The following is a 23,259-nucleotide window of genomic DNA, read 5'->3' as shown; positions in this document are numbered from 1 at the left end:
GACGGCGTCTTCGCCGACATGCAGAGCGCCATCGAGGCCGCTGCCACCGCGGCCGACCAGTACCGGCGCTGCTCCATGGCAGAGCGTCGACGCTACGTCGCGGCCATCCGTGAGGTCATGCTCCGCCCGAGAACCTCGACCACATGTCCGCGCAGGCCGTGATCGAGACCGGCATGGGCGACGTCGCCCACAAATACCTCAAGAACAAGTTCGCCGCCGAGAACACCCCGGCGTCGAGGACCTCGAGACCTCCGCCTGGTCGGGCGACGGTGGACTCACCACCGTCGAGTACTCCGCCTACGGTGTCATCGGGGCCATCACGCCCACCACCAACCCGACCGAGACGATCATCTGCAACGCCATCGGCATGCTCGCCGCAGGCAACGCCGTCGTGTTCAGCCCCCACCCGCGTGCCAAGAACCTGTCCGTGTGGCAGGTGCGCCAGCTCAACCAGGCGCTCCGTGCCGTCGGGGCCCCGACAACCTCATCGTCACCGTCGCGGAACCGTCCATCGAGGCGACCAACGCCATGATCGAGCACCCGAGCGTGAAGATGCTCGTCGCCACCGGTGGCCCCGGCATCGTGCGCACCGTCCTCAGCTCGGGCAAGAAGGCCATCGGCGCGGGCGCGGGCAACCCGCCCGTCGTCGTCGACTCCACCGCCGACCTCGAGCACGCGGCCAAGAGCATCGTCGACGGAGCGAGCTTCGACAACAACCTGCCGTGCACCGCCGAGAAGGAATGCATCGCCGTCGAGTCGATCGCCGACCTGCTGAAGTTCAACATGATCAAGGCCGGCGCCTACGAGGCCACTGCCGACGAGGTCGCCAAGCTGGAGCGGCTCGTCCTCAACCCGAAGGGCACCGGCCCCGATACCGGCTGGGTCGGCAAGCCCGCAGCCGAGATCCTGCGCGCCATCGGCGTCGAGCCGCCCGTCGGGTCCGGCTCATCGTGTGCGAGGCCGCCGCCGACCACCCGTTCGTGGTGCACGAACTGATGATGCCGATCCTCGGCATCGTGCGGGTGCCCGATGTCGAGACGGCCATCGCGCTCGCCGTGGAACTCGAGCACGGCAACCGGCACACGGCGATCATGCACTCGCGCGACGTCAAGATGCTGACGAAGATGGGCCGCGAGATCCAGACCACGATCTTTGTGAAGAACGGGCCGTCGTTCAACGGCATCGGCATCGGTGGCGAGGGGTACTCGACGTTCACCATCGCCGGGCCGACCGGTGAGGGCCTCACCCGGACCCGCAACTTCGCCCGCACCCGCCGCTGCGTGCTCGTCGACGACCTCAACGTCCGCTGACCATGCGGCCGCTACGGATCGCCGTCACCGGCGCCGCCGGGCAGATCGGCTACTCGTTGCTCTTCCGGATCGCCGCCGGTGACCTGGCCGGCGACCGGCCGGTCGAGCTGCGGCTGTTGGAGGTGCCCGGTGCGCTCAGGTCGCTCGAGGGCGTGGTCATGGAGCTCAGCGATTGCGCGTTCCCGCTCCTCGCGGGGATCGAGATCGGGTCGGACCCGAGGCAGGTGTTCGACGGGGCCAACCTGGCGCTGCTCGTGGGCGCCATGCCGCGGAAGGCGGGCATGCAGCGCTCCGACCTGCTTGCCGCAAACGGTGCGATCTTCACCGAACAGGGGAGGGCGCTCGCCGATGTCGCGGCCGATGATCTGCGGGTCGTCGTCACCGGCAACCCGGCCAACACGAACGCGTTGATCGCGTACCGCAACGCGCCCGGCGTGCCGAGGGAGAGGTTCACGGCGCTGACGAGGCTCGACCACAATCGCGCCCGCTCCATGGCCGCGCGGGAGGCGAACCTGCCCGTCGATGCGGTCGAGGGGGTCACGATCTGGGGAAACCACTCGCTGACGCAGTACCCGGATCTGTTCAACGCCCGGATCAACGGGGTGTCGGCGGCGACGTGGATCGGGAACGACGCCTGGTTGAACTTCGACTTCATCCCTGAGGTGGCTGCCCGTGGCGCGGCGGTGATCGCGGCGCGCGGGTCGTCGAGTGCGGCCTCGGCGGCGAACGCGACGATCGAGCACGCCAGGGACTGGCTGCTGGGCACCGAACCAGGGGTATGGACCTCGATGGCCGTGCCGAGCGACGGGTCCTACGGTGTGCCTGACGGTCTGGTGTCGTCGTTCCCGGTGACCTGCTCCGCGGGGACTGGTCGATCGTTCAGGGCTTGGAGATGAATGCCTTCGGTCGGTCGAAATTGGATGCTTCGGTTGAGGAGCTTCGGCGGGAGGCTGAGGCCGTCGCTGGGTTGGGTCTGATCTGATCCGGATTGCTGGGTGAACCTGACTGGTGTCGACGGAGTCGACCGCCTGTCGTGAGGCTCCTATGTGTTGTCAAGGGTCACCAGGCGGTTTGTGCTGAAACCACCCCCGACGATGGGCAGGTACCCGACCACAGGCAGGTGGGCTCTACTCGGGTTTCTGCGCCGGTCGGGGTGGTCGTCGGGGTCGGCCAGTAGCAGTCGGTTGAGCCGGGCCGGCGGCGAGGTACGAGACGTCGCCTGCTCCTATGTGTTGTCAAGCGGTTTGTGATGGTTTGCAGGTCGCGGAACAGCTCACGCACGCCAGGCCCTCCGGTACCATCATCCTCTCCTCGTGCCGGGGCTCAGCTCTTTGCCGCCTCTCTTCTCTGCTCGGGGTGACCTTCACGGCCGCACATGGGGCCGGTCAGTGGCCGGAACTTTCAGGCTGACCAACCAGAATGGGCTACTGGCCGATTTTTCCGAATGGGCGGGCGGGGCGCCTCACCAGTGGCGGCGCTCGACGATCCGCAGGCCCGCGTCTTCGCCGAACGGGGAGCTCCACCGCAGTGCGGTCGCCAGCCCGGCGCCCTCGGGGCTGCCCGTGTAGACGACCCTTCCGTCGCGGACCCAGCGCGCCCACGCCACCCGGAACCGCTCGGCGCGGGCGGCCGTCCGGGCGAAACCGGCCGGCACCTGATGCCACACCTCACGGTCGGCGGCCGGTGGCCTCAGCGCGTCCCTCAACGAGAGGGGCCGCCGGTCCCAGACGGGGCGCGAGATCAGATAGCGGGGCTGCTCGATGGGGCCCATCACCTCCGAGACGGCGGTCGCGAACAGCAGCGTGACCGACTCGTCGACGCCCTCGAGGTGCACCCGGGTCTCACCGCCGGAGGTCACCTCGACGCGCACGCCCTCGGCGCCCACCGGCGACTCGCCGGCGTCGCGCAGGGCATCGGCGACGGCGCGGGCGTAGTCGGAGATTGCGGGCTCCGCAGTCAGAGCCGAGCGGACGCGCGCAGCCCGGAAGAGCCACTCGCCGACGAACGCGACCAGGAACACCGCGATCAGCACCGCGGCCACCGGCCCCGCGATGACCCCCAGCCCGCCCGCGATCCCAGCCGCGACGACGCCCAGTCCGGCGGCGCCGACCGGCGCCCTGGGCGCCAGCTCCGCGGGGGAACGAAGGGGAGAGCCCGATACGGCGACGGGGCCGCGGTCGGCCGTGATCCGGAGGGTCACCACCGCATCCGTGCGCTCCGGATCGACCCGTGACCACGCCTCACGGATCGAGGCATGGTCGACGGCGCGCGCCATGGCCCGGGCATTGAGCGACCCGATCTCGGCCGGGGAGCGGTCGGGCTCAGCCACGAGTCGAGATGAGCCACCCCGTCGACCACGTCGCCCTCCTCATCGACGGCGAACCAGCCGGTGTGCTTGCGGACCAACCGTCGATAATCGGCGTCACCCTGCGGCCGGTCAGGTGCGATGCACGTCACCGTCCAGTTCACCGCCACCTTGTCGGGGCGCCCGGGGTCGGTGCGCAGCGACCTGCCGCGCGTCTGCACGATCGCCGTCGACGTGGTGGCGGTGGTCAGATCGATCACCCCACTGACGGCGCGGGCATTCCACCCCTCACCCAGCAGACCGCGGGTGCCGACGAGGCAGCGGGTCCAGCCCGCGTTCAGGGCCTCGGTCGCAGCCAGAAGCCACCTGTCGGCGGCGGTACCCTCCAGCACGACGACGCCCTCGGTGGCGTCGAAGGCCTCGTCGGGGAGCAACTCGCGCAGCACATGGGCCTCGGCGCCGATGCTCGAACCCGTGACGGCGATGGGCCGGGCGTCGGCCAGCCGGTCGTCGGCCACCAATGCCTCAAGCAGCCAGCCGACCGAACCCGACTGCGGCTCGACGATGCCGTCCAGGTCGGCGGGCAGCGCGGCCGCCCGCGCATGGTCGGTGAGTACGAGCAGCCGCGCCTCTGGATCCTCGGCCAGGGTGCGGGCCGCGATCTCGACCGTGGCCTGGGCCTTCGACGACGAACGACTCAGCACGCGGTCGACCAGCGGTTGGCCGGGCCGGATCCCGTGCCGGGTCCAGCGGTATCCCACGCCGGGCAGCAGCTTCGCCACCCGCCGCTGGAAGGCGTGGCCGGCGCCGTCCTCCTTCGCCAGGCCCGCGAGCCAGCCGTCGGCCACCAGCAGCCAGTCCTCCAGCGTCACGTCGCGGCGGTGCCGTTCCTGCACCCGGGAATGTTCCGGCAGGTCGAGATGACCGGACAGCGCAAGCCGCACGACCGCGTCCGCGATGTCCGGCTCCAGGTCGCGCCAGTCGTGCAGCCCCACCCAGGCCAGCAGCGGCACGTCGACGACGTCGACCCGGGTGAGTTCAGAGACCAACTCGCGCGCCCGTGCGGCGCGGTCGTCGAGCCACTCCTCCTCCCGCGTCGACGGGGTCGTGAACCAGGCCAACTCGGCGAACGGGGCCAGGTCGCCCTCCGCCACGAGCGCGGGGATCCCCGCCTGGTACGTGATGTCGCCGAACAGCCGCTCCACCCGGGCCGCCTGGGCCGCGGTCAGCATGTCCGGCGGGGTTGCGGTCAGGGCCAGCACGATGGCATCGGGGAGCCCGGCGACGATCTCGTCCAGCAGATCGCCCCACACCTCGAGGAGGTGGTGGCATTCGTCGAGCACCAGCGTGATGGGGCCCGCGTCGTGCAGCCGCTCCACGAGCGCCAGCCCGTTCGGGTGCAGCCGCGCCTTCTGCGATCCGCCGTCGGCCTCGCCGTCGAACACGGCAAGCGACTGGTAGGTGAGTGCGGTGAAACCGGTGGGCAGGTCACGCTCGGAGGTGGCGCGCTCACCCGTGAACGACTCCCAGGCGGCCCGCCACTGCGTGACGATCGCAACGTTGGGGGCGAACGCCACGACGGGTCGCTCCCAGGCCGCTGCGGCCCCGACCCCGGCGAGTGTCTTGCCGGCCCCGGGAGGAAGCACCACCCAGTGCCTGGCGTCGGTCGACCCGTCGACAGCGTCGAGGGCTTCGCGCTGGTGGCGCCTCCAGCGCACCCCTCAGGCCGTCCCGGGCGCGTGATCCGGACGGGCCGGTTCCTTCACCGCGAGGGCCACGACCAGCCCGACCAGCAGCACGAGCACGATGCCGAGGATGCCCCAGTACTGGGTGTCGGTCGCCGGGTCGTCGAGCACGATGTGGCCCAAGGCGATCCCTACCCCGAACAGCGTCGGGGCGAGGAAACTCACCGCACGGCCGGTGGTGGCGTAGAGACCGAAGATCTCGCCGCTCATGCCCTCCGGGATCAGGCGGGCCAGGAAGCTGCGGCTGGCCGACTGGGCCGGCCCGACGAACAGGCACATGAGCAGGCCGAGCACCCAGAAGACCGGCTTTCCGCCGTCGTGCAGGAGGAAGATGCCGATGCCGAGGGCGACGAGGCAGGCGAGCGAGAAGACGATCACGGCCTTGGGCCGACCCGGTCGTCCAACAGGCCGAACAGCATCGTGGCGACGCCCGCGACCACGTTGGCAACGACGCCGAAGATGACCACCTCGCTGAACTCGAAGCCGAAAGTGCCTGCGGCGAGCACGCCGCCGAAGGTGAAGACGCCGGCCAGGCCGTCGCGGAAGAGCGCGGAAGCCAGCAGGAAGAACACCGTGTTCGGCGATGTGCGCCAGAGATCCCGGATCGACACGAACAGTTGCCGGTACGAGCCCGCGACGCCCAGCTTCTCGACCGGTTCGGAGGGCCTGCGGTCCTTCAGCGCGACGAAGATGGGGATGGTGAACAGCAGGGTCCACGCGCCACACATCAGCATGGCGAGCCGCACGTCGGAGGCGGGGAAGTCGGCGCCGAGCACGACGATGATCAGCAACAGGATGGAGATGCCTCCGAGGTAGCCGAGCCCCCAGCCCAACCCACTGACCCGGCCGACGTTGCGCTGCGTCGAGACCTGGTCGATGGCGGCGTAGTAGTTGACGTTGGCGATCTCCGCCACCACGTTGCCGCCCGCCAGCAGGATCGCGCCCAGCCAGAAGTACTCGGGCGACGGCGCCACGAAGTACATGGCCGCGGAGATGGCCGCGAGCAGCCACGTCTGCCACCGCAGGTGGAACATGCGGCGACCCCTGCGGTCGGAACCCTGCCCGAGGACCGGAGCGAGCAGCGCCACGAACAGGCCCGACAGTGCGGTCGCCCACGCGAGCCTCTGGGTGAGCACATCGTTCTCGCCGAAGGCGCTGCTGACGATGTAGACGGAGAACACGAAGGTCGTGATGACGCTTGCGTATGGTTGGGTTCCCCAGTCCCACATGGCCCAGGCAAGGACCTTCCGGGTGGAGGCCTTGGAGGAGGAGAGGGCGGTCCTGGGTGCCGCCGGTGCTGGGGTGCTCACGCCGTCAACCTACTGTGTACCGGGCCGCGAACCGAAGCCATCCATTAACCTTCGTCGATTCCCCAGCCAGGGATCGAGGCTCGGTCATGATGGGTAGCCAGAGCCTCCCTGTGGTCCGTACAGCCACGGTGCCGGTTCCTGTCCAGGGCCGCCCCGGCCGCGAACGAGCCTTCCGGGTTGTTCACGGAGGGCTGTATGGTGGGGTTCCGCAGAGCCCAAGAGAGGCTGCCCGGCGCCCATGGCGGCCGCCAGGAATCGCAGAGAAAGGCAATCGCATGACCGAAAGCGGAGTCCTCAGGTACGGGATGCCGAACTCCCGCTCCCGACGGTGAAGGCCACACAGGGCAACAACGGGCTGGACATCGGCAAGCTGCTGTCGACAACGGGCGTGACCACGCTCGACCCCGGCTTCGTGAACACCGCATCGTGCGTCTCGGCGATCACCTTCATCGATGGCGACAAGGGAATCCTCCAGTACCGCGGCTACCCGATCGAGCAGCTGGCCGAGAAGGCCACCTTCATCGAGGTCGCGTATCTCCTCATCTACGGTGAGCTCCCCACCCAGGAGCAGCTCGACACATTCAACGGCAAGATCGCCCGCCGCATGATGCTCGATGAGCGCATGCGGGAACTTTTCCGCGCGTTCCCGCGCGGCGCCCACCCCATGCAGGTGCTCGCCGCGGGCGTCACCGCCCTCGGGTCGTTCAACCGTGACACCCTCGACGTGCACAACCACGAGCAGGTCGAGGAGGCCAGCCTCCGGCTCCTCGGCTCGATGCCGACGCTGGCCGCGTACGCGTACAAGTCGTCGGTGGGCGCACCGTTCCTGTACCCGCAGACGAAGCTCGGCTACGTGGAGAACTACCTGCGGCTGTCCTTCGGCACGCCGCAGGAGGAGTACGAGATCGACGCCGACGTCGTCCGCGCGTTCGAGACGCTCTTCATCCTGCACGCCGACCACGAGCAGAATGCCTCCACCTCGACGGTGCGCCTCGTGGGCTCCGCCGACGCGAACATCTACGCCTCGATGAGCTCGGGAGTCCATGCCCTCTCCGGTCCGCTGCACGGCGGCGCGAACCAGGCCGTGCTCGAGATGCTGCGTGAGATCTCGAAGGAGGGCCTCAACATCAAGGACTTCGTGGCCCAGGTCAAGGACAAGAAGTCTGGTGTGAAGCTCATGGGCTTCGGGCATCGCGTCTACAAGAACTACGATCCCCGGGCCAAGATCATCAAGGGCCACGCCGACCAGTTGCTGCGCAACTCCGGCGGCTCCAACCACCTTCTCGACATGGCCCTCGAGTTGGAGCAGGCGGCGCTGAGCGACGACTACTTCATCGAGCGCAAGCTGTACCCGAATGTCGACTTCTACACTGGCCTGATCTATGAGGCGATGGGCTTCCCGGCCCAGCACTTCACGGCGCTGTTCGCCCTCGGCCGGCTCCCCGGCTGGATCGCGCAGTGGCGTGAGCAGCACGCCGAGCCCGGCCGCAAGATCGGCCGCCCGCGCCAGATCTACGTCGGCCCTGAGAAGCGCGACTACGTGCCGGTCAACGAGCGCTGACACAACAGTCTGAGGCGTCACCGGGCTCCGCGATCGTGGGGTTGGCGCCAATGAATTAGAAGGGTAGGTGGCCTCGGCCGCCTGCCCTTCTTTGTCGTCACCAGCCGACGGGTGCGTTGACGAGTGGGTGCCCTTCTCATCAAGGAAGGACGAGCAGGAGGCAACCGGAGGCACCTGCCCTCGTCTGCATGCGCCACCCTGCGATCGAGGCGACGGCGGGCCCGTGAACACCGGAAGTGCCCCGAATGAGATCACGGGAGGGCCGAGCCGGAGCCTTTAGGTGTTCCTTCCGCCGCCGTCTAGAGTTTCGGCCGGAGGAGAAACAAGAAATGCGAAGCATCGTCAGGATCCTGTCCACGGCCAGGGAGCTGTGGCACCTATATCTCGGCATCATCGTCGGGCCATCGCCATCGCGGCCACCGCCCTGCTGATGCCGTTCGTCATCGCACGAGCCACCGATGTGGTCGTGGGGATCGTGGGCGGCCACGGGGGTGAGATCTCGACGCTGATCTGGCTCGCCGGGGCGCTGCTCGTGCTGTCGCTTGCCAACACCCTGCTGACGAACCTGACGGGGTACTGGGGTGACCTGATGGCGACGCGGCTGCGTGCCATCCTGTCGCGGCGCTACTACCACAAGCTGCTGCGCCTTCCCCAGCGCTACTACGACAACGAGCTCACCGGCACGATCATCTCGCGGCTGAACCGGTCGATCACGTCGATCACCGACTTCCTGCAGATGTTCTCCAACAACTTCTTCCCGATGCTGATCACCGTGTTCGCTGTCCTGGTGATTGCTCTGGTCTACTCGCCGTGGCTCGCGCTGCTGCTGATCATCATCTACCCGGCGTTCGTGTGGCTCACCGCGCTCACCTCGAAGAAGTGGCAGGTCTGGGAGCACAGGAAGAACGACCACTACGACATCGCGGGCGGCCGTTTCGCCGAGGTCGTCGGCCAGATGCGCGTGGTGAAGTCCTTCGTCACCGAGCGGAACGAACTGGCCCGCTTCGGCGGCCACTACGATGACGCCGTCTCGCTGACCGCGGAGCAGTCCGCGTTCTGGCACAAGATGGATACCCTGCGCCGCGCTGTGCTGGACGTGGTGTTCTTCGTCATCTTCGCCATCATCTTCGTGCAGACTGCGCAGGGTGCCTTCACGATCGGCGTCATGGTGATGCTGATCCAGCTGGTCAACATGGCGAAGCAGCCGGTCACCGGCATGAGCTACCTGGTCGACACCACGCAGCGCGCGATCGCGGGCAGCGAGGAGTTCTTCAAGGTGATGGCCGAGATCGACGAGCCGAACAGCCCGCTCGCGCTCGACGTGGCCACGGAACAGCCCACGGTCGCGTGGGGCGACGACGACCCGGTTGTCTCCTTCGACGGCGTCAGCTTCGGCTACGGCGACACCACCGACCTGGTGCTCAAGAACATCGACCTCGCCATCAACCGCGGTGAGCGGGTGGCGTTCGTCGGCGAGTCGGGCGGCGGCAAGACGACGCTGGTGAACCTGCTGATGAAGCTGTATCCGGCGACCTCCGGCACCGTCCACGTGCACGGCCAGTCGGTGCACGACGTGCCGTCCGAGCTGCTGCGCCGGGAGATCGGCGTCGTGTTCCAAGATGCGAGCCTGTTCAGCGGCACCATCCGGGAGAACATCGCCTACGGGATCGACGGCGTGACCGACGAGCAGCTCGCCACCGCGGCGCGCCGCGCCAACGCCCTGACGTTCATCGACCGGCTGAAGGACGGCTTCGACACCGAGATCGGCGAGCGGGGCATCAAGTTGTCCGGGGGCAGAAGCAGAGGTTGTCCGTCGCGCGGGCGTTGCTGAAGGACGCACCCATCCTGATCCTCGACGAGGCGACCAGCTCGCTGGACACCAAGGCCGAGCGGGCCGTCCAGGCCGGGCTCGACGAGCTGATGGAGGGACGCACCACGCTGATCATCGCGCACCGCCTGTCGACGATCTCCTCGGTCGACCGGATCGTCACGCTGCGTGAGGGGCGGGTCGACGAGGTCGGCACGCCCGCCGAGTTGGCGACCACCGGTGGCATCTACGCCGAGCTGCTCGCGCTGCAGGGCTCGACGTCGAAGGCGGACAAGGCAAAGCTCGCCCGCTACGACATCGTCCGCTGACCGGCGCGGGGCGCATGGCCTGACGCTGACTCCGCGACCGGGGCCTGAGCTCCTCGAGACCGCCGATCGGCGCCGGTGCGGCTGGTTGCCTCGTCCGACACAATGGGAGGCATGTCTTCCATGGAACTCGGGTTTCTGGTCATCGCGGTCCTCGGCTCCGGCGCGCTGTTCGCCGTCGGAGCGCTCGCCAACCGGTTCTTCCACGACCGGATCTTCGTCGGGCTGACCCCGGGCCTCGTGCCACCCGTGGGGCAGTCGGCGCCCATCACGAAGGTGCAGCCGGGTCGTGAGTACTCCGGCGAGGTCGCCGTCGCGTTCTCGCCGCCGCGCGGGCTCCGCCCGGGGCTCGTCGGCACCATCGTCGACGGGCAGGCCGAGATGCGCGACATCACCGCCACCGTCGTCGATCTCGCGGTGCGCGGCTGGTTGAGGATCAAGGCGGTGGACGCCGACGCCAAGCGGCAGGCGGATCCGAAGAAGAAGGCCCGCGACTGGCAGATCACCGCTGTCGATCCTCAACCTGCCGGCGACCGCCTCGACCCGTTCGAGGAGCGGCTGCTCCGTTCGCTGTTCTCGGTTGCGGACGCGAACGGCGTCCTGATGAGCCGTTGGACGCAGCTCCGCGGTGGAGATGTGCGTGGCCTGCAGAACGAGCTGTACGCGCAGACGGTCAACAACGGCTGGTATGACAAGGACCCCCGCTCGAAGTCGGCCGGATGCCTCGCCGCCCTCGGCTGGATCGCCTTGGGTGCCTACTGCCTCCTGATGTTCGTCAACACGCTCTCGCTGTGGACCCTCCTCTCGGCGGGCATCCTGATCGGCGCTGCCGTCTTCGCGGCGAGGCGCGTCAAGAGGCGCGTGCCCCGCACCGCGACCGGCACCGCGGCGATGATCCAGGCGCTCGGCTTCAAGAAGTACCTTGCGACGGCGGAGGCCGACCAGTTCAGCTCCGAGGAGGCCGCGGGCATCTTCAGCCGCTACCTTCCCTACGCGCTGGTGTTCGGCGTCGCCGCGCACTGGGCGAAGGTGTTCGGGGATGTGGCGAAGGCCAGCGAGGGTGGTGGCTTCGGGGACGGCGGCATCATGGAGGGTCTGCTGTGGATGGATCTGGGCGTCGACTTCGCCTACTCCATGGCGATGTTCGGGGACTTCGATGCGATGTTCGACATCGGCGACGTGCTCGGCGGCATCGGTGACGTGGCGGACGGGCTGGGAGGCTTCGTGGAGGGCATCGGCGACTTCATCTCCGACCTCGACTTCGACTTCTAGCGCGAACCTGCGGGCAGGAGAACCCTGGACGCGGACTCCACAGGGCGCAGCGAGGGTCAGCGGGCCAACTGGTCGCGGACGGCGAGCGCGGCCACCCGCCCGCCCGCGTCGCACCGATCGTCGAGGCGGAGGGCCCGTAGCCGACGAAGTGGATGCGCCCATCACGGGCGGCAGTTGTGTACGTGTGCGGGTCGCGGGGCGCCTCCAGCTGGATGCCCCCGCTCACGCCACGCAGCCGCAGGGGCGTGAGGTGCCCGATGCTGGCCCGGAACCCGGTCGCCCAGACGATCGCATCGGCACGCTCGAAAGAATCGTCGGCCCAGCGCACACCGTCCGCCTCAACATGGTCGAACATCGGGCGGCGTGCCTCGTAGATGCCCATCTCCGCCGCCCTGCGCTCCTGTGGGCGCAGCGCCAACCCGGTGACGCTCACCACCGAGCGGGGAGGCAGGCCACGCCGGACGCGGTCCTCCACCATGGCGACCGCCTCGCGCCCGGCCTCCGGGTCGAAGTCCCCGGTTCGCCACACCGGCTCGCGGCGCGTCACCCAGACGATGCCGGAGGCGATGCCCGCCAGCTCGCCGATGAACTGGACCGCGGAGGCGCCACCTCCGACCACCACCAGCCGCTTACCGCGGAAGAACTCGGGGCCCGGGTAGCTGGCCGTGTGGAACTGTGGGTCGGTGAAGTCTCGGGCGCCGGGATAGTAGGGGAGGAACGGCGTGTCCCAGGTACCGGTGGCGTTGACGATGGCGCGGGTGGACCAGCGTCCGTCGGAGGTGTCGACGGTGAGGAGCGCGTCCGGTGACGGGCCCTCCGGGGTCACGGAGGTGACCGTGACGGGGCGCTCGACCGGGAGGTGGAAGTGGGCCTCATAGCTGGCGAAGTAGGCGGGCACCGTCTCGTTCGCGCGCGCCGTCGGGTCGAGGTCCGGCACGGGCATACCCGGCAGGTCGGCCACCCCGTGCACGTCGCGCATCGTCAGGGAATCCCAGCGGTGCTGCCATGCCCCGCCGGGATGCTCGTTGGCGTCGAGGACGACGAAGTCGATGCCGAGGCGCTGCAGGTGGTAAGCGGCCGAAAGCCCGGCCTGACCCGCCCCGATGACGATGGCGTCGACAGCTCTCACTTCCTGGCACCCCTTCGTCGACGAGCCTAACCCGCCCGGCAACCGGGTTGTCCGGGACCTTGACCGGCCGCCTACCCCGGGGGATGGTGTTCGGAGGAGAGGAGCCGCCATGAGCAACACCGAGACCGACGCCCCGTGCTCGACTGCCCGTCCCGTTCGAGCATCGTCCCGACCTGGTCGACACGTTCCCGCCGAAGGACGTCGCGCTCGGGGCGAGGACGCCCTCCGGGTGCGGCGCACGCTGCCGAACCTGCGCCGATCCTTCGTGGGCGCCTGGTGCTTCATCGACCACTACGGCCCGGAAGAGGGCGCCTGCATGGACGTGCCGCCCCACCCCACACGTCGCTGCAGACCGTCAGCTGGCTGTTCTCCGGCGAGATCGAGCACCGTGACTCCGGTGGCGTGCACGCCATGGTGCTGCCCGGGCAGGTGAACCTGATGACGTCGGGATACGGGATCTCCCACTCCGAGGTGTCGACGAGGAGCCGTGCCGCCCTGCACGGGGTGCAGCTGTGGGTGGTGCTGCCCGACCGGGCGAAGGACCTCACCCGGGAGTTCCAGCATCACGAGCCGGAGGTCTGGGACGACCACCCCGGTGTGCAGGCCCGCACGTTCATCGGCTCGCTCGGCGCGTCCGGTTCGCCGGTGCACACCGAGACGCCGCTGCTCGGTTCCGAGATCTGGCTCGCCCGGGCACGACCTGGGAGACCGAGGTCGACCCGGGCTTCGAGCACGGCGTCCTCGTCGACACCGGTCACGTCGAGTTCGATGGTGTGCGCCTCGACAACAGCGTCCTCGGGGTCCGCGACGCGGGCCTCGGCCACCTGCGGCTGCACAACCCGACCGACGCGCCAGCCCGGATCATGCTGCTCGGCGGGGAACCGTTCGACGAGGGATCGTGATGTGGTGGAACTTCATCGGCCGTAGCCACGAGGACATCGCGCGGCTCCGCTCCGAGTGGAACGAGGCGCCTGACGACCGCTTCGGCCGCGTGCCCGGATACCGCGGCCCGGTGCCGCGCCTGCGGGCCCCGGAGCTGCCCGATGGCACGCTCAAGCGGCGCTTCCGCCGCGGTCGGGAGGCCTGATGCGCGCCGGTGTCTGAGCGTAGATCGCGGACCGTCGGCCCTTGGAGTGGGTTCGGGAGAAGGCTTGCGCCGGGGCTGTCGGTCCGGCCCGCCACCGCTGCCGGCAGTGGGAGCAGGAAGAGGCGTCGCAGGCGCTGGCGTACCTCGGCCGCTCAGCTGAGGATGACCAGCTCGTCGGTCGCCCGCGTCATGGCGACGTAGCGGTCGACAGCCCGCGGATGCCGTCACCCCACTCGTCGGGGCGCACCAGCACGACCAGGTCGAACTCGAGGCCCTTCACCAACTCGGGAGTGAGGCTGCTTACCCGCTCGGACGACGGATACCCCGGCTCGCCGATCACCGCGACGATCCCTCCTCGTGCCCGGTCAACCACCCGTCCACCAACAGGCCGAGGTCGGAGGCGGGTCGGTAGCGGACCGGGGACCCTCCCGCACCGACTCGGGCACGTTGGCGTCCGGCAGCACGGCGCGGATCACCGGTTCCGCGGCCTCCATCACCTGCCGCGGGGTGCGGTAGTTCAGGGTGAGGGTGCGGGTGGTGACGGCCCCGAACCCTACCCGCGCGAGGCGCTCGTCCCAGCTCTCGGGAAGCCGTCGCGGGCCTGGCCCCTGTCCCCGACGACCGTGACGGCGCGCGAGGGGCACCGGGCCAGCACCATCTGCCACTGCGCGTCCGTCAGCTCCTGCGCCTCGTCGACGATGATGTGCCCGAACGGCCCTGCAAGAGCGTCGCGCTTCCCTGCCGGAGCGACGTCGCGATCGATCAGGGCCTCGCGGATCGAGGCCCGGTTCAGGTAGGGCAGGGGCGACTCGGGGTCGTCGTCGGAGGCGAGCAGCCCTGACACGACGTCGTCCATGTAGGCGCGGTTCTCCGCGATCGCGGTCGCCCCGCGCTGCCGCAGGGCCGAGGCGGCCGGATCGCCCAGCCTGCGGCGCATGGCGTCGAGCAACGGCAGGTCTGCCTGCGTCCACGGTGACCCCTCGGGCCTGCGCAGGGTCACCCGTTCCTCCGGGGAGAGCCACGGTGCGCACAGCCTGAGGTACGCCGGGACCGACCACAGGTCGGAGACGAGGTCGTCGGCGTGGAGGATCGGCCAGGCCGCGCGGAAGGCGTCGCGCAGTTCCCCGTTGCCTGCCAGGGAGGCCCGCACGTCGGCCTCATCCAGGTCGTCGTCGCCCCCGTGCTTGTCGACGAGGATGTCGAGCAACGCCTCCCAGGCGTCGTCGCGCGCCTCGTTGTGCGGCGTGCCCGGCTCGGGTGAGCCGAACGCCTCCTGCCAGTCCGCGGCCTCCACCTCGACCTCCGACCAGGCCGTCTCCACCGTCAGCGCGTCCGTCGGGGCCTCCTCGTAGAACGCGACCGCCGCCTCGACGGCGTCCTGCAGGCGGGCAGAGGACTTCAGGCGCGCCACCTCGGGGTCGGTCTCGGGCCCGGCGTCCCTGCCCTGGGGGACGAGGTCCGCGAGCGTGGCGACGGCGACGCCGTCCTCCCGAGGGCCGGCAACACGTCGGCGACGTAATGGAGGTAGCCGCGGTGCGGGCCGATCACGAGCACCCCGCCGCGGCTGCCGAGGCGTGGGTCCTCGTAGAGCAGGTACGCCGCGCGATGCAGCGCCACGACGGTCTTGCCGGTGCCCGGCCCACCGTCGACCACCAGCGCCCCGTCTGCGTCGGCGCGGATGACGGCGTCCTGATCGGACGCGATCGTGGCCAGCACGTCGCGCATCCGGCTCGTCCTGCGCCCGGCCAGGCTCGCGATGAAGGCCGACTGGTCGTCGTGTGCCGCGCTGGGGCCGACCTCGCCGCTGAACACCTCGTCCCAGTAGTCGACGACGCGGCCGTCGCGCCACCGGTAGCGGCGGCGGCTGGCGAGCCCGGCCGGTGCCGCGTGGGTGGCGGCGAAGAACGGCTCGGCGGCCGGAGCCCGCCAGTCGATCAGGAGCGGATCGCCGTCGGAGTCGGTGAGTCCGACGCGCCCGACGTACACCGGGTCGCTCCCGTCGGTCGGCACCATCCTGCCGAGGCACACGTCGACCCCGAAGCGCCGCAGCACTCCCAACCGGGAGGTGAGGTGGTGGATCGCGAGGTCGCGGTCGAGGGCCTTGCGGCCGTTCCCCGCCGGCTCGAGCCGGAGCTCATCGAGGCGGCGCCCGGCCTCGGCGACCTGTGTCGCCAGGGTGGCGGCGATCGCGGTGAGGCGCTCGTCGTCGGGTCCGATCAGGGTCGGGTCGGCCTTGGCGTGGCGCGCGGGGGAAGGTTGAAGACGGACAGCTGCATGGGCGTTCCTCCTGACCGATGCCGCCCAGGGCCCTCGGGTGAGGGCGGGGCGGCGGTGCAGGAGAGCGATTCTGCTCCGCGGTTGGGCCTTGCCACAAGGCCCCTGCCCGGTATAGATTGGAGGTACGGAAGGCCCCGGGCCTTCCGTAACGTGTCCCCCGGAAGGGCCGGTTGGTCGAGGGAGGCCCTCCTACCGCAGGCGCCTGGTGAACATCAGGCAGGCGTCGTCGTCGATGGGGATCGATCCGCCCGGAGCGACCTGCTCGTCGGCGTAGACGATGCCCCGCCCGTCGGGTACGTAGCCGCGCAGGACATACATCCGCTGGGCAGGGCCGTAGTCGGCGTACAGCCCGACGCCGAGGCCGATCGTGTCCGACCGCTCCGCGGCGGCCGCCTCCAGCGCGTCCATCAGCAGGGTTGCGATGCCGTGCCGCCGGTACCGGGCAGCACATTGAGATCCACGAGTTCGGGATGCCCGCCGCCCGGAACGGGGGATAGTTGGCTGCCCACCGCAGGGTGCAGTAGCCGGCAGGTTCGCCGTCGACCTCCGCCACGAGGACGACCCGCTCTCCGCGGGCGTGAAGTCGCGCGTACTCCTCGAACAGGGCGGCCGGCTTGTCCCAGCCGAGCGTGGCGAAGGACGCGTGCAGGGCGGCGGCGTCCCGGAAGGTCATGGGTCGCAGAGTCGTCATGGGCTCATCCTCCGCGGGTGGGCCGCTTCGCCAGGGCGGGTTGCCGCCGGATCTGTCGACTGTCTTGAGAAAGCTATCGTAAAACGATAGATTTTCGGCGAAGGGCGTGGAGGAGGTCCGAGATGGGCAATGTCACGATAGGCGTGCTGAAGGCCGTGATCGCGCTGTCGCTGGCCGGGTCGCTCGTGGTGCAGGTGATGATCCTGCCCACCGTCTGGAACGACCTGGACGACCCCGGTGTCCGGGATGGGCGCGTGTCGCGTTCGTCGCCATCGGGGGCTTGGCGGTGCTCACCATGCAGGTGTTCGCGGTGTGCATCTGGCGCCTCCTGACACTTGTGCGCCGCGGATCGGTCTTCTCCGAGGCGTCGTTCCGCTACGTCGACGTCGTCATCGGGGCCTTCGTGGCTGCCTCTCTGCTCGCGCTCGCGCTCGGAGTGCTGCTGGCACCGGGAGACGTCGCCCCCGGGATGGTCGGGCTCATCTGCGGCGCCTCCCTGGTGCTGGGGGTATCGCGCTGCTCGTGCTCGTGCTCCGCAGGCTGCTGCGGCAGGCCATCGACCAGGCCGGCGAGGTGCGCAACCTCCGCTCCGAGCTGGATCAGGTCGTCTAGTGGCGGGGAGTGGTGATGGCGATCATCGTCGATATCGACGTCATGCTGGCCCGCCGGAAGATGGCCGTCGGCACCCTCGCCGAGCTCGTCGGCATCACGCCGGCGAACCTCGCCGTGCTGAAGAACGGCCGGGCCAAGGCGGTCCGGTTCTCCACCCTGGATGCCCTCTGCCGCGCCCTGGACTGTCAGCCCGGGGACCTGCTGCGTTGGGAACCCGACGGCGAACTGAGCGACCTGGTCGACGGGGCGGTTGCGGCGGGCCGGTGAGGCCCGCGGACACCCACTGGTCGTGGGCGTCCGCGTCCGGGTCAGCCCCGGAACGCCTCGATGGTGGCGATGATCGCCGGCCGGATCTCGGCGGGAGCGATCACCTTGTCCACCGAGCCCACCTCCACGGCGCGGTGGATGTTGTGCACCCCGTCGAACTCCGCGGCGATCTCCGAGATCTTCTCGGCGCGCACCGCCTTGCGCAGCGTGTCCAGTGCCACCCTCAGCTCCGCCTTCGACTGCGCCTCGGCTGAACGGAGGCGCGAGTCGAGCCCGCTGATCCGCGGATCGGCCGCGGTGCGCTTTTCGACGTCGCGCGCGAACACGACCGCCGCGGCCGGGGCGCCGCCGATCACCGAAGCGAAGCTGCCCTCGACCGCAAGCACGGTCATGTTGGGGTTCAGGCTCTTGGAAAACACCACGAACGCGCCGCCGTGGTAGCGGGAGATCACCACGAACACGATCGGGCCGCGGAAGTTGACGATGGCGCGGCCGATCTCGGCGCCGTACTCGAGCTGCAGGTTGCGCATCGACTCGGGTGACCCGTCGAAGCCGGACAGGTTCGCCAGCACGACGAGCGGGCGGTTGCCCGAAGCGGCGTTGATGGCGCGGGCAGCCTTCTTCGACGACTGCGGGAACAGGGTGCCCGCGGTGAAGGTGTCGGGGCCGTCGGTGGGAGGGAAGCCTGCGCGGGGGACCGGCTTGGACTCGATGCCGAGCACGGCCACCGAGTGACCGCCGATCCGGCCGTCGACCACGACCGCCGTCTCGGCCTCGGCCATGCCCGCCCAGCGTTCGGAGTGCGCGTGATCCTGGTCGGTGACCGCGGCGATCACGGTGCGGATGTCGAACGGCTTCTTGCGGTCAGGGTTGTGGGAGGCCGAGAAGATCTGGCCGACGGTGGTGAACTCCGAGCCGTCGCAGTGGTGCGGGAAGTCGGACACGTCGCGGTCGGACGGGTCGGTCGTCGTGGCCCTGCGTGGACCCTCCTCGCCGGGCACCACGAACGTGTGGTCGTAGTGGGTGAGCAGGATCTCCATCGCCGCGCCCAGATTGGGCGCCCAGTACTGCGCCTGGCCGTTGGGGCCCATCACGCGGTCGTAGCCGCCGATGCCGAAGTTGTCCTCAGCCGAGACGCCGCCGGAGAAGTCGAGCGACTGCTTGCCGGTGAGCACCATCGCCGAATCCGGCGTCATCACGAGGATGCCCGACGTGTGCATCAACATCGTGGCCTCGGCGTTCCAGTACGGCTGCGCTCCGACGTTGATGCCCGCCACGACGATGTTGATCTCGCCGCCGGCCTGGGTGAACTCCACGACGCGCTTGAGCGCCGCGCCGACCCAGTCCATGTTCTCGGTGCCGGAGTCCATCGAGATCTTGGCACCCGAGCTGAGCGTGAACCACTCCAGGGGTACACCAAGCTGCTCGGCGAGGTCGAGCGCGGCGATGATGCGGGAGCACTCGGGCTCCGCGACGGCGCCGAGGCCCTTCGTCGGATCGCCCGACAGGACGATGCGGGTGATGCCTTCAGGGTGCAGCGCGGTCGGGGTGACGACCCTGGCCACGATGATGCCTGCCCTGTTGCGACCGGGCTCCCGGTTAACCTCCACGAGACGGCCGTCCGCATCGAGATCGAGCTCGGTGAGCGAACCGCCCTCGCCCGCCAGGGTGGCGGACAGCTCATACGGGTAGACGAGGCCGCGTCGACGGGCGCGCAGCACCTTGCCCTGGTAGTCGTCCAGCGGCTTCAGCGGCTCCGACGGGGGCGGCCCACGGTGGTCGTGACGCCGGCGCCGGGCTGAGCGTGGAACCGCAGTGCGAGTGGGGTGAGACGGTCACCCTGCCGGAACCGGCCCTGGCAGAGCACCTCCTCGATGCCCGCGCCGTCGGACAGCGGGGTGATCTTCGACTGCAGCGGCTTGATGTCATCGAGAGACAGGTCGATCTCCGGCCACACATCCACCCAGACGTGGTTCATGTCGAGCTTGTTACCCGCGGAGCCGCGGGACGCGCGGGTGCGGCGGATCGCCTCGAGACAGTTGGAGACGGCACGCTCGGCGTGCGGAAGCCCGACCAGGCCACCGTCGCGGTCGCGGACCGCGGCCAACTGGCGCACCTGGGCCATCGCGACCAGCCGTCGGTCGTCCGGGTTCGACTTCGCGACGCACTCGAACAGCCACACATCGTCGGTGGCGGGCAGGCGGGTGATGTCGAACTCCGACAGGCGCCACAGGTCGAGCCGGCGACCCGCCATGGTGTGAGCGCCGCGGACGAGCTCGTCTTCGGATGCGATCCCATCCTCGAGGCGGAACGTGTAGTACTGCACCTCGCCGTCGGCCGTGCAGACACCCACGGCGATCCGTTTGACTTCAGGCCCGAAACCCCACGATGTGAGGGTGGCCGAGAGCTGTGCCACCACCTCTCCGGTACCAGGCTGTACGTCCCACAGCACGTACAGCTCGCCGACGGCGTCGTCGCCAGCCTCGCGGGCCGCGAACGCGTCGCCCAGGATGCGCCGCAGCGGACCGTCCACGCCCAACTCTGCAGAGGTGCCGAGGGTGGCCACGAAGCGGCGGGGGTGCCCTCAATCACGTAGCGGGCGGTGAGCACGGCGCGACCGTCCACCGTCGTCGGTGCCACGTCGCTCAGATCGTAGGGGCGTAGTACTTCTGCAGCAGCACCTCGAGCATCGGTTCGACGGCGGGAACACCGCGACCGAGCCGCAGCGCCAGGTAGTCGGCGGTCCACTCGTGCACCGCGGCCAGTCGCGCGATCCGTTCCGCGTGGTCGGGGGCGTCCGGGGCAGCGGCGAGGGCCTCCACCTCGTCGCCGAAGCCGGCCAGCACCGAGGCCCGCTCCAGGTCGACCTGCGGCTGGTCGAACCAGCGGAACCGGATCGATCGGGTCATGTCGCCGACGGCGGGAAAGCGCAGCTGGGTCGCGCGCAGCACGCGCTCGAGGTCGGCCCGCGCGGAGTCGGCGCGCGCGGCGTCGGGGCAGGGCCGGTCATCCACCTGTCGAGGATGCCGAGCACCAGCGGCACGTCGGCGGCGACCCGCTTCTGCGCCAGGAAGATGCGGAAGACCGCGGCCTCCAGCTGCGGCGTGCGGTCGAGCGACTCGACGCCGTAGTGGCGCAGCACGCGGCCGAGGCGGTCGACGAACTGGCCGGGTAGCTTAGCCCGGTCGACGTCGAGCGTGGTCAGGTAGCGGTGCAGGTGCTCGCGATCGGAGTGGATGCGCAGCTCGGTGTGGTCCTGTTCGCCGAATGGGCGGTTCCGGGAGAGCTCGGCCAGATCGGCGAACAGGCCGATGAACGCCGTCTCCCCGGTCAGCACGTCACCGCCCTCCGCGAGCACGTCCTCGCGGGCCGCGAGATATTCGTCCAGCACCCTGCGGGAGGGATCGGTGTCGAAGCCCATCAGGATCGCGCACAGCTCGGCGCGCAGCCGGTCGCAGCGTGCCTTCGCGTCCGCGTCGTGCAGCGGGGCAGGCAGGTCGATGTGGGCCGGGGCCGCGGAGTCGGCCTCCTCGTCGCCGCCCAGCGGCTCCAACTTCACCAGCGGAGCCATGGTCTCCACCTGCGAGCCGGTCATCACGTGCAGCTCCTTGATGCGCGCGGCGAAGGGGCGGGGATGACCGTCTCCATCTTCATCGACTCGAGCACCACGATCGGGGCCCCGGCCTCGACGGTGTCGCCGACGGCCACCGGGGTCGCGACGACCAGCGCAGGTGCGGGGGAGCGCAGCACGCCGCCCTCGTCGCGCGAGACGCGGTGCATCACGCCGTCCACCTCGATGAGGTGCACCGGGCCGTGGGCAGCCGTGACGATGCGGAAGGTCTCGTCGCCCACGCGGACGCGACCGTGCACGTCGTCGAGGCGGGTGATCGCCGCCTCAGTTCCCTGGCCGTCGACCACGACGCGGTAGCTGCCCGGCCCGTGGCGTAGGTGGCGACCTGGTGGACGACGCCGCGGAGCTTCAACTCGACGGCCGCTCCCGACTTGTGCTGCGTCTGCGGGCGTCCGCCCTGGGCGGTACTCAACAGCCGCTCGGTCTCCATCGCGACGTTCTCCTCGTACGCCTCGATGGCGGCCACCACCAGCGCGATGCCCGCATGCTCGTCGGCCACGAGCCCGCCCTCGGCGCGCACCCGGTCGATCCAGCCGGTGTCGGCCCAGGCCACGCTCGCGCGGCGGGCCCCACCACCCGCGGCCGGCCCGGTCACCTCGGGATGGGAGAGCAGTTCGAGCACGAAGCTCTTGTTCGTGGCGCCCCCTCGATCACGACGGTGGTCTCGCGCATGGCGCGCCGCAGCCGGCCCAGCGCCTCGCCGCGGGTGCGGCCGCTCGCGATGATCTTGGCGATCATCGAGTCGAAGTCGGCGGGGATCGTGTCACCCTCGGCGACGCCGGTGTCGACGCGGATGCCGGGCCGGCCGGGAGGTCAAGGCGGGCGATCCTTCCCGGCGACGGTGCGAAGTCGCGGTCGGGATCCTCGGCGTTGAGGCGGGCCTCGACCGCGTGGCCGAACTCGTCGGGTCGCTCGGTGAGCTTCCCGCCCGATGCGACGTGGATCTGGGCCTTGACCAGGTCGAAGTCGTTGGTGACCTCGGTGATCGGGTGCTCCACCTGCAGGCGAGTATTCACCTCGAGGAACGCGAACAGGTGGTCAGCGGGATGGTAGAGGAACTCGACGGTGGCCGCGCCGCAGTAGCCCACCTTGAGGGCGAGCCGCTCCGCCGAGGCCTTCACCTCGGCCGTCTGATCCGGCGTGAGGAGCGGGGAGGCGGACTCCTCGATGATCTTCTGATTGCGGCGCTGAATCGTGCAGTCGCGTACGCCGAGCGCCCAGGCCGTCTCGCCGTCGGAGATCAACTGGACCTCGATGTGTCGGGCACCGGTGACGAGCTTCTCCAGGAACACCACTCCCGAGCCGAACGCGCGCTCCGCCTCGTCGCGGGTGCGCTGGTAGGCGTCTGACAGGTCGGCCGCGGAGTCGACACGCCGGATTCCCCGGCCTCCGCCGCCCGCGGTCGCCTTGAGCATCAGGGGTAGCCGATGTGGTCTGCGGCTGCGAGGGCCTCGTCGAGCGTGTCGACGCCGCCGCGCGACCAGGGCGCGACGGGCACGCCGACCTCCTCGGCCAGCAGCTTCGAGCCAATCTTGTCGCCGAGCCTGCGCATCGCATCGCCGGACGGGCCGATGAAGGTGATGCCGAGGTTCTCTACGAGGTCGGCGAACGAGGCGTCCTCCGCCACGAAGCCCCAGCCGACCCACACCGCGTCGGCGCGGGCCTCCCGCAGCACGCGGGCGAGGAGATCGTGGTTGAGGTAGGGACGCTCGGACGCGGGGCCGATGCAGAAGGCCTCGTCCGCCTCGCGGGCGAACATCGCGGAGCGTTCGCCGTCGGTGAACAGCGCGATGGTGGTGATGGGCTCCCGATCGGGGTGTTCGGCATTGAGATCGCGGACGGCATGGATGAGCCTCATGGCGGATTCGCCACGGTTGACGATCGCGATGCGCTTGAACATTGAACCTCCTGGGGCACGACAGGCGTCGG

26 protein-coding genes and 3 pseudogenes are annotated in these 23,259 nt (G+C 69.8%); 11 read left to right on the top strand and 18 right to left on the bottom strand.

Annotation, left to right across the window (positions count from 1 at the left end; genetic code table 11):
• Positions 1-18: 18 nt before the first annotated feature.
• Positions 19-1,310 (top strand): annotated as a pseudogene (locus G7085_RS09535) (aldehyde dehydrogenase family protein).
• Positions 1,307-2,292 (top strand): annotated as a pseudogene (locus tag G7085_RS09530) (malate dehydrogenase). The pseudogenes G7085_RS09535 and G7085_RS09530 overlap by 4 nt, the downstream one beginning before the upstream one ends.
• A gap of 480 nt (positions 2,293-2,772) precedes the next feature.
• On the opposite strand, the gene G7085_RS09525 reads toward G7085_RS09530, so the two are convergent.
• The 3 genes and pseudogenes from G7085_RS09525 to G7085_RS09515 all read right to left on the bottom strand — a co-directional run bounded on the left by G7085_RS09525 (position 2,773) and on the right by G7085_RS09515 (position 6,589).
• Positions 2,773-3,510, bottom strand: a complete 738-nt coding sequence (locus G7085_RS09525) for a hypothetical protein (RefSeq protein ID WP_197510780.1) — start codon at positions 3,508-3,510, stop codon at positions 2,773-2,775.
• Positions 3,507-5,333: a DEAD/DEAH box helicase family protein gene (locus G7085_RS09520; RefSeq protein ID WP_197510779.1), complete on the bottom strand. Its 1,827-nt coding sequence runs from the start codon at positions 5,331-5,333 to the stop codon at positions 3,507-3,509. Before G7085_RS09520 ends, G7085_RS09525 begins: the two co-directional genes overlap by 4 nt.
• Before the next feature lie 3 nt (positions 5,334-5,336).
• Positions 5,337-6,589, bottom strand: a pseudogene (locus tag G7085_RS09515) (MFS transporter).
• 319 nt (positions 6,590-6,908) lie between these two features.
• On the opposite strand from G7085_RS09515, the gene G7085_RS09510 reads away from it, so the two are divergent.
• The 4 genes from G7085_RS09510 to G7085_RS09500 all read left to right on the top strand — a co-directional run bounded on the left by G7085_RS09510 (position 6,909) and on the right by G7085_RS09500 (position 11,636).
• The gene (locus G7085_RS09510; protein WP_197510778.1) at positions 6,909-8,231 is read left to right on the top strand and encodes a citrate synthase; all 1,323 of its coding nucleotides are present in this window, start codon (positions 6,909-6,911) and stop codon (positions 8,229-8,231) included.
• Positions 8,232-8,661: 430 nt separating this feature from the next.
• A complete protein-coding gene (locus G7085_RS09505) occupies positions 8,662-10,062 on the top strand; it encodes an ABC transporter ATP-binding protein (protein WP_331715582.1) in 1,401 nt (466 codons plus the stop codon).
• Entirely contained in the window at positions 10,056-10,367 is a 312-nt protein-coding gene (locus tag G7085_RS32440; RefSeq protein ID WP_408647084.1) for a hypothetical protein, read from the top strand. Before G7085_RS09505 ends, G7085_RS32440 begins: the two co-directional genes overlap by 7 nt.
• Before the next feature lie 120 nt (positions 10,368-10,487).
• On the top strand, positions 10,488-11,636 hold the full coding sequence (locus G7085_RS09500) for a DUF2207 domain-containing protein (protein WP_197510777.1): 1,149 nt from the start codon (positions 10,488-10,490) through the stop codon (positions 11,634-11,636).
• Here the strand turns inward: G7085_RS09500 and G7085_RS09495 are convergent.
• A complete protein-coding gene (locus G7085_RS09495; protein ID WP_331715580.1) occupies positions 11,608-12,765 on the bottom strand; it encodes an FAD-dependent oxidoreductase in 1,158 nt (385 codons plus the stop codon). The two genes, G7085_RS09500 and G7085_RS09495, sit on opposite strands and share 29 nt — an antisense overlap.
• Before the next feature lie 135 nt (positions 12,766-12,900).
• Here G7085_RS09495 and G7085_RS09490 point away from each other — a divergent pair, with 135 nt between their 5' ends.
• Both G7085_RS09490 and G7085_RS09485 read left to right on the top strand, forming a co-directional pair.
• A complete protein-coding gene (locus G7085_RS09490; protein ID WP_197510775.1) occupies positions 12,901-13,692 on the top strand; it encodes a pirin family protein in 792 nt (263 codons plus the stop codon).
• Positions 13,667-13,852 carry a hypothetical protein gene (locus G7085_RS09485; protein WP_197510774.1) on the top strand — a complete coding sequence of 62 codons (186 nt, stop codon included), beginning with the start codon at positions 13,667-13,669 and terminating at the stop codon, positions 13,850-13,852. The genes G7085_RS09490 and G7085_RS09485 overlap by 26 nt, the downstream gene beginning before the upstream one ends.
• Before the next feature lie 187 nt (positions 13,853-14,039).
• Here G7085_RS09485 and G7085_RS25300 read toward each other — a convergent pair whose 3' ends face one another.
• The 5 genes from G7085_RS25300 to G7085_RS09475 all read right to left on the bottom strand — a co-directional run bounded on the left by G7085_RS25300 (position 14,040) and on the right by G7085_RS09475 (position 16,537).
• A complete protein-coding gene (locus G7085_RS25300; protein ID WP_231979377.1) occupies positions 14,040-14,225 on the bottom strand; it encodes a hypothetical protein in 186 nt (61 codons plus the stop codon).
• A complete protein-coding gene (locus G7085_RS30025; RefSeq protein WP_269451824.1) occupies positions 14,218-14,346 on the bottom strand; it encodes a hypothetical protein in 129 nt (42 codons plus the stop codon). Before G7085_RS30025 ends, G7085_RS25300 begins: the two co-directional genes overlap by 8 nt.
• Positions 14,347-14,405: 59 nt before the next feature.
• Positions 14,406-15,263 carry a helicase domain-containing protein gene (locus G7085_RS25295; protein WP_231979376.1) on the bottom strand — a complete coding sequence of 286 codons (858 nt, stop codon included), beginning with the start codon at positions 15,261-15,263 and terminating at the stop codon, positions 14,406-14,408.
• Complete coding sequence (locus G7085_RS25290) at positions 15,251-15,904, bottom strand: helicase domain-containing protein (protein WP_231979375.1); 654 nt, start codon at positions 15,902-15,904, stop codon at positions 15,251-15,253. The genes G7085_RS25295 and G7085_RS25290 overlap by 13 nt, the downstream gene beginning before the upstream one ends.
• A gap of 414 nt (positions 15,905-16,318) precedes the next feature.
• On the bottom strand, positions 16,319-16,537 hold the full coding sequence (locus G7085_RS09475) for a hypothetical protein (RefSeq protein WP_197510773.1): 219 nt from the start codon (positions 16,535-16,537) through the stop codon (positions 16,319-16,321).
• Between the two features lie 405 nt (positions 16,538-16,942).
• On the opposite strand from G7085_RS09475, the gene G7085_RS09470 reads away from it, so the two are divergent.
• Genes G7085_RS09470 through G7085_RS09460 form a run of 3 tightly spaced genes read left to right on the top strand, consistent with a single transcriptional unit; the run spans position 16,943 to position 17,699 of the window.
• Entirely contained in the window at positions 16,943-17,152 is a 210-nt protein-coding gene (locus G7085_RS09470) for a hypothetical protein (protein WP_197510772.1), read from the top strand.
• The gene (locus G7085_RS09465; protein ID WP_231980124.1) at positions 17,116-17,448 is read left to right on the top strand and encodes a DUF2975 domain-containing protein; all 333 of its coding nucleotides are present in this window, start codon (positions 17,116-17,118) and stop codon (positions 17,446-17,448) included. Before G7085_RS09470 ends, G7085_RS09465 begins: the two co-directional genes overlap by 37 nt.
• On the top strand, positions 17,448-17,699 hold the full coding sequence (locus G7085_RS09460) for a helix-turn-helix domain-containing protein (RefSeq protein WP_197510770.1): 252 nt from the start codon (positions 17,448-17,450) through the stop codon (positions 17,697-17,699). The genes G7085_RS09465 and G7085_RS09460 overlap by 1 nt, the downstream gene beginning before the upstream one ends.
• A gap of 41 nt (positions 17,700-17,740) precedes the next feature.
• Here G7085_RS09460 and G7085_RS25285 read toward each other — a convergent pair whose 3' ends face one another.
• From G7085_RS25285 to G7085_RS25245, 9 genes are all read right to left on the bottom strand, one after another.
• Positions 17,741-19,420, bottom strand: coding sequence for a carboxyl transferase domain-containing protein (locus G7085_RS25285; RefSeq protein ID WP_331715579.1), 1,680 nt, complete (start codon positions 19,418-19,420; stop codon positions 17,741-17,743).
• 26 nt (positions 19,421-19,446) lie between these two features.
• A complete protein-coding gene (locus G7085_RS25280; protein WP_331715578.1) occupies positions 19,447-20,265 on the bottom strand; it encodes a hypothetical protein in 819 nt (272 codons plus the stop codon).
• Between the two features lie 79 nt (positions 20,266-20,344).
• Positions 20,345-20,608: a hypothetical protein gene (locus G7085_RS25275; protein ID WP_231979374.1), complete on the bottom strand. Its 264-nt coding sequence runs from the start codon at positions 20,606-20,608 to the stop codon at positions 20,345-20,347.
• Positions 20,605-21,294: a hypothetical protein gene (locus tag G7085_RS25270; protein WP_231979373.1), complete on the bottom strand. Its 690-nt coding sequence runs from the start codon at positions 21,292-21,294 to the stop codon at positions 20,605-20,607. Before G7085_RS25270 ends, G7085_RS25275 begins: the two co-directional genes overlap by 4 nt.
• Positions 21,294-21,491 carry an acetyl-CoA carboxylase biotin carboxyl carrier protein subunit gene (locus tag G7085_RS25265; RefSeq protein WP_331715577.1) on the bottom strand — a complete coding sequence of 66 codons (198 nt, stop codon included), beginning with the start codon at positions 21,489-21,491 and terminating at the stop codon, positions 21,294-21,296. Before G7085_RS25265 ends, G7085_RS25270 begins: the two co-directional genes overlap by 1 nt.
• Positions 21,479-21,952, bottom strand: coding sequence for a hypothetical protein (locus G7085_RS25260; protein WP_231979372.1), 474 nt, complete (start codon positions 21,950-21,952; stop codon positions 21,479-21,481). Before G7085_RS25260 ends, G7085_RS25265 begins: the two co-directional genes overlap by 13 nt.
• Positions 21,922-22,089: a hypothetical protein gene (locus G7085_RS25255; protein WP_331715964.1), complete on the bottom strand. Its 168-nt coding sequence runs from the start codon at positions 22,087-22,089 to the stop codon at positions 21,922-21,924. Before G7085_RS25255 ends, G7085_RS25260 begins: the two co-directional genes overlap by 31 nt.
• The gene (locus G7085_RS25250; RefSeq protein ID WP_231979371.1) at positions 22,065-22,745 is read right to left on the bottom strand and encodes an ATP-binding protein; all 681 of its coding nucleotides are present in this window, start codon (positions 22,743-22,745) and stop codon (positions 22,065-22,067) included. Before G7085_RS25250 ends, G7085_RS25255 begins: the two co-directional genes overlap by 25 nt.
• Positions 22,745-23,230, bottom strand: coding sequence for a biotin carboxylase N-terminal domain-containing protein (locus G7085_RS25245; RefSeq protein WP_231979370.1), 486 nt, complete (start codon positions 23,228-23,230; stop codon positions 22,745-22,747). Before G7085_RS25245 ends, G7085_RS25250 begins: the two co-directional genes overlap by 1 nt.
• Between the last annotated feature and the right edge of the window lie 29 nt (positions 23,231-23,259).

It is taken from the genome of Tessaracoccus coleopterorum (assembly GCF_011174705.1).
GTDB classification, from domain to species: domain Bacteria; phylum Actinomycetota; class Actinomycetes; order Propionibacteriales; family Propionibacteriaceae; genus Arachnia; species Arachnia coleopterorum.
Note: the sequence above shows the minus strand (reverse complement) of the source record. Positions and strands in the feature narration are given on the sequence as shown.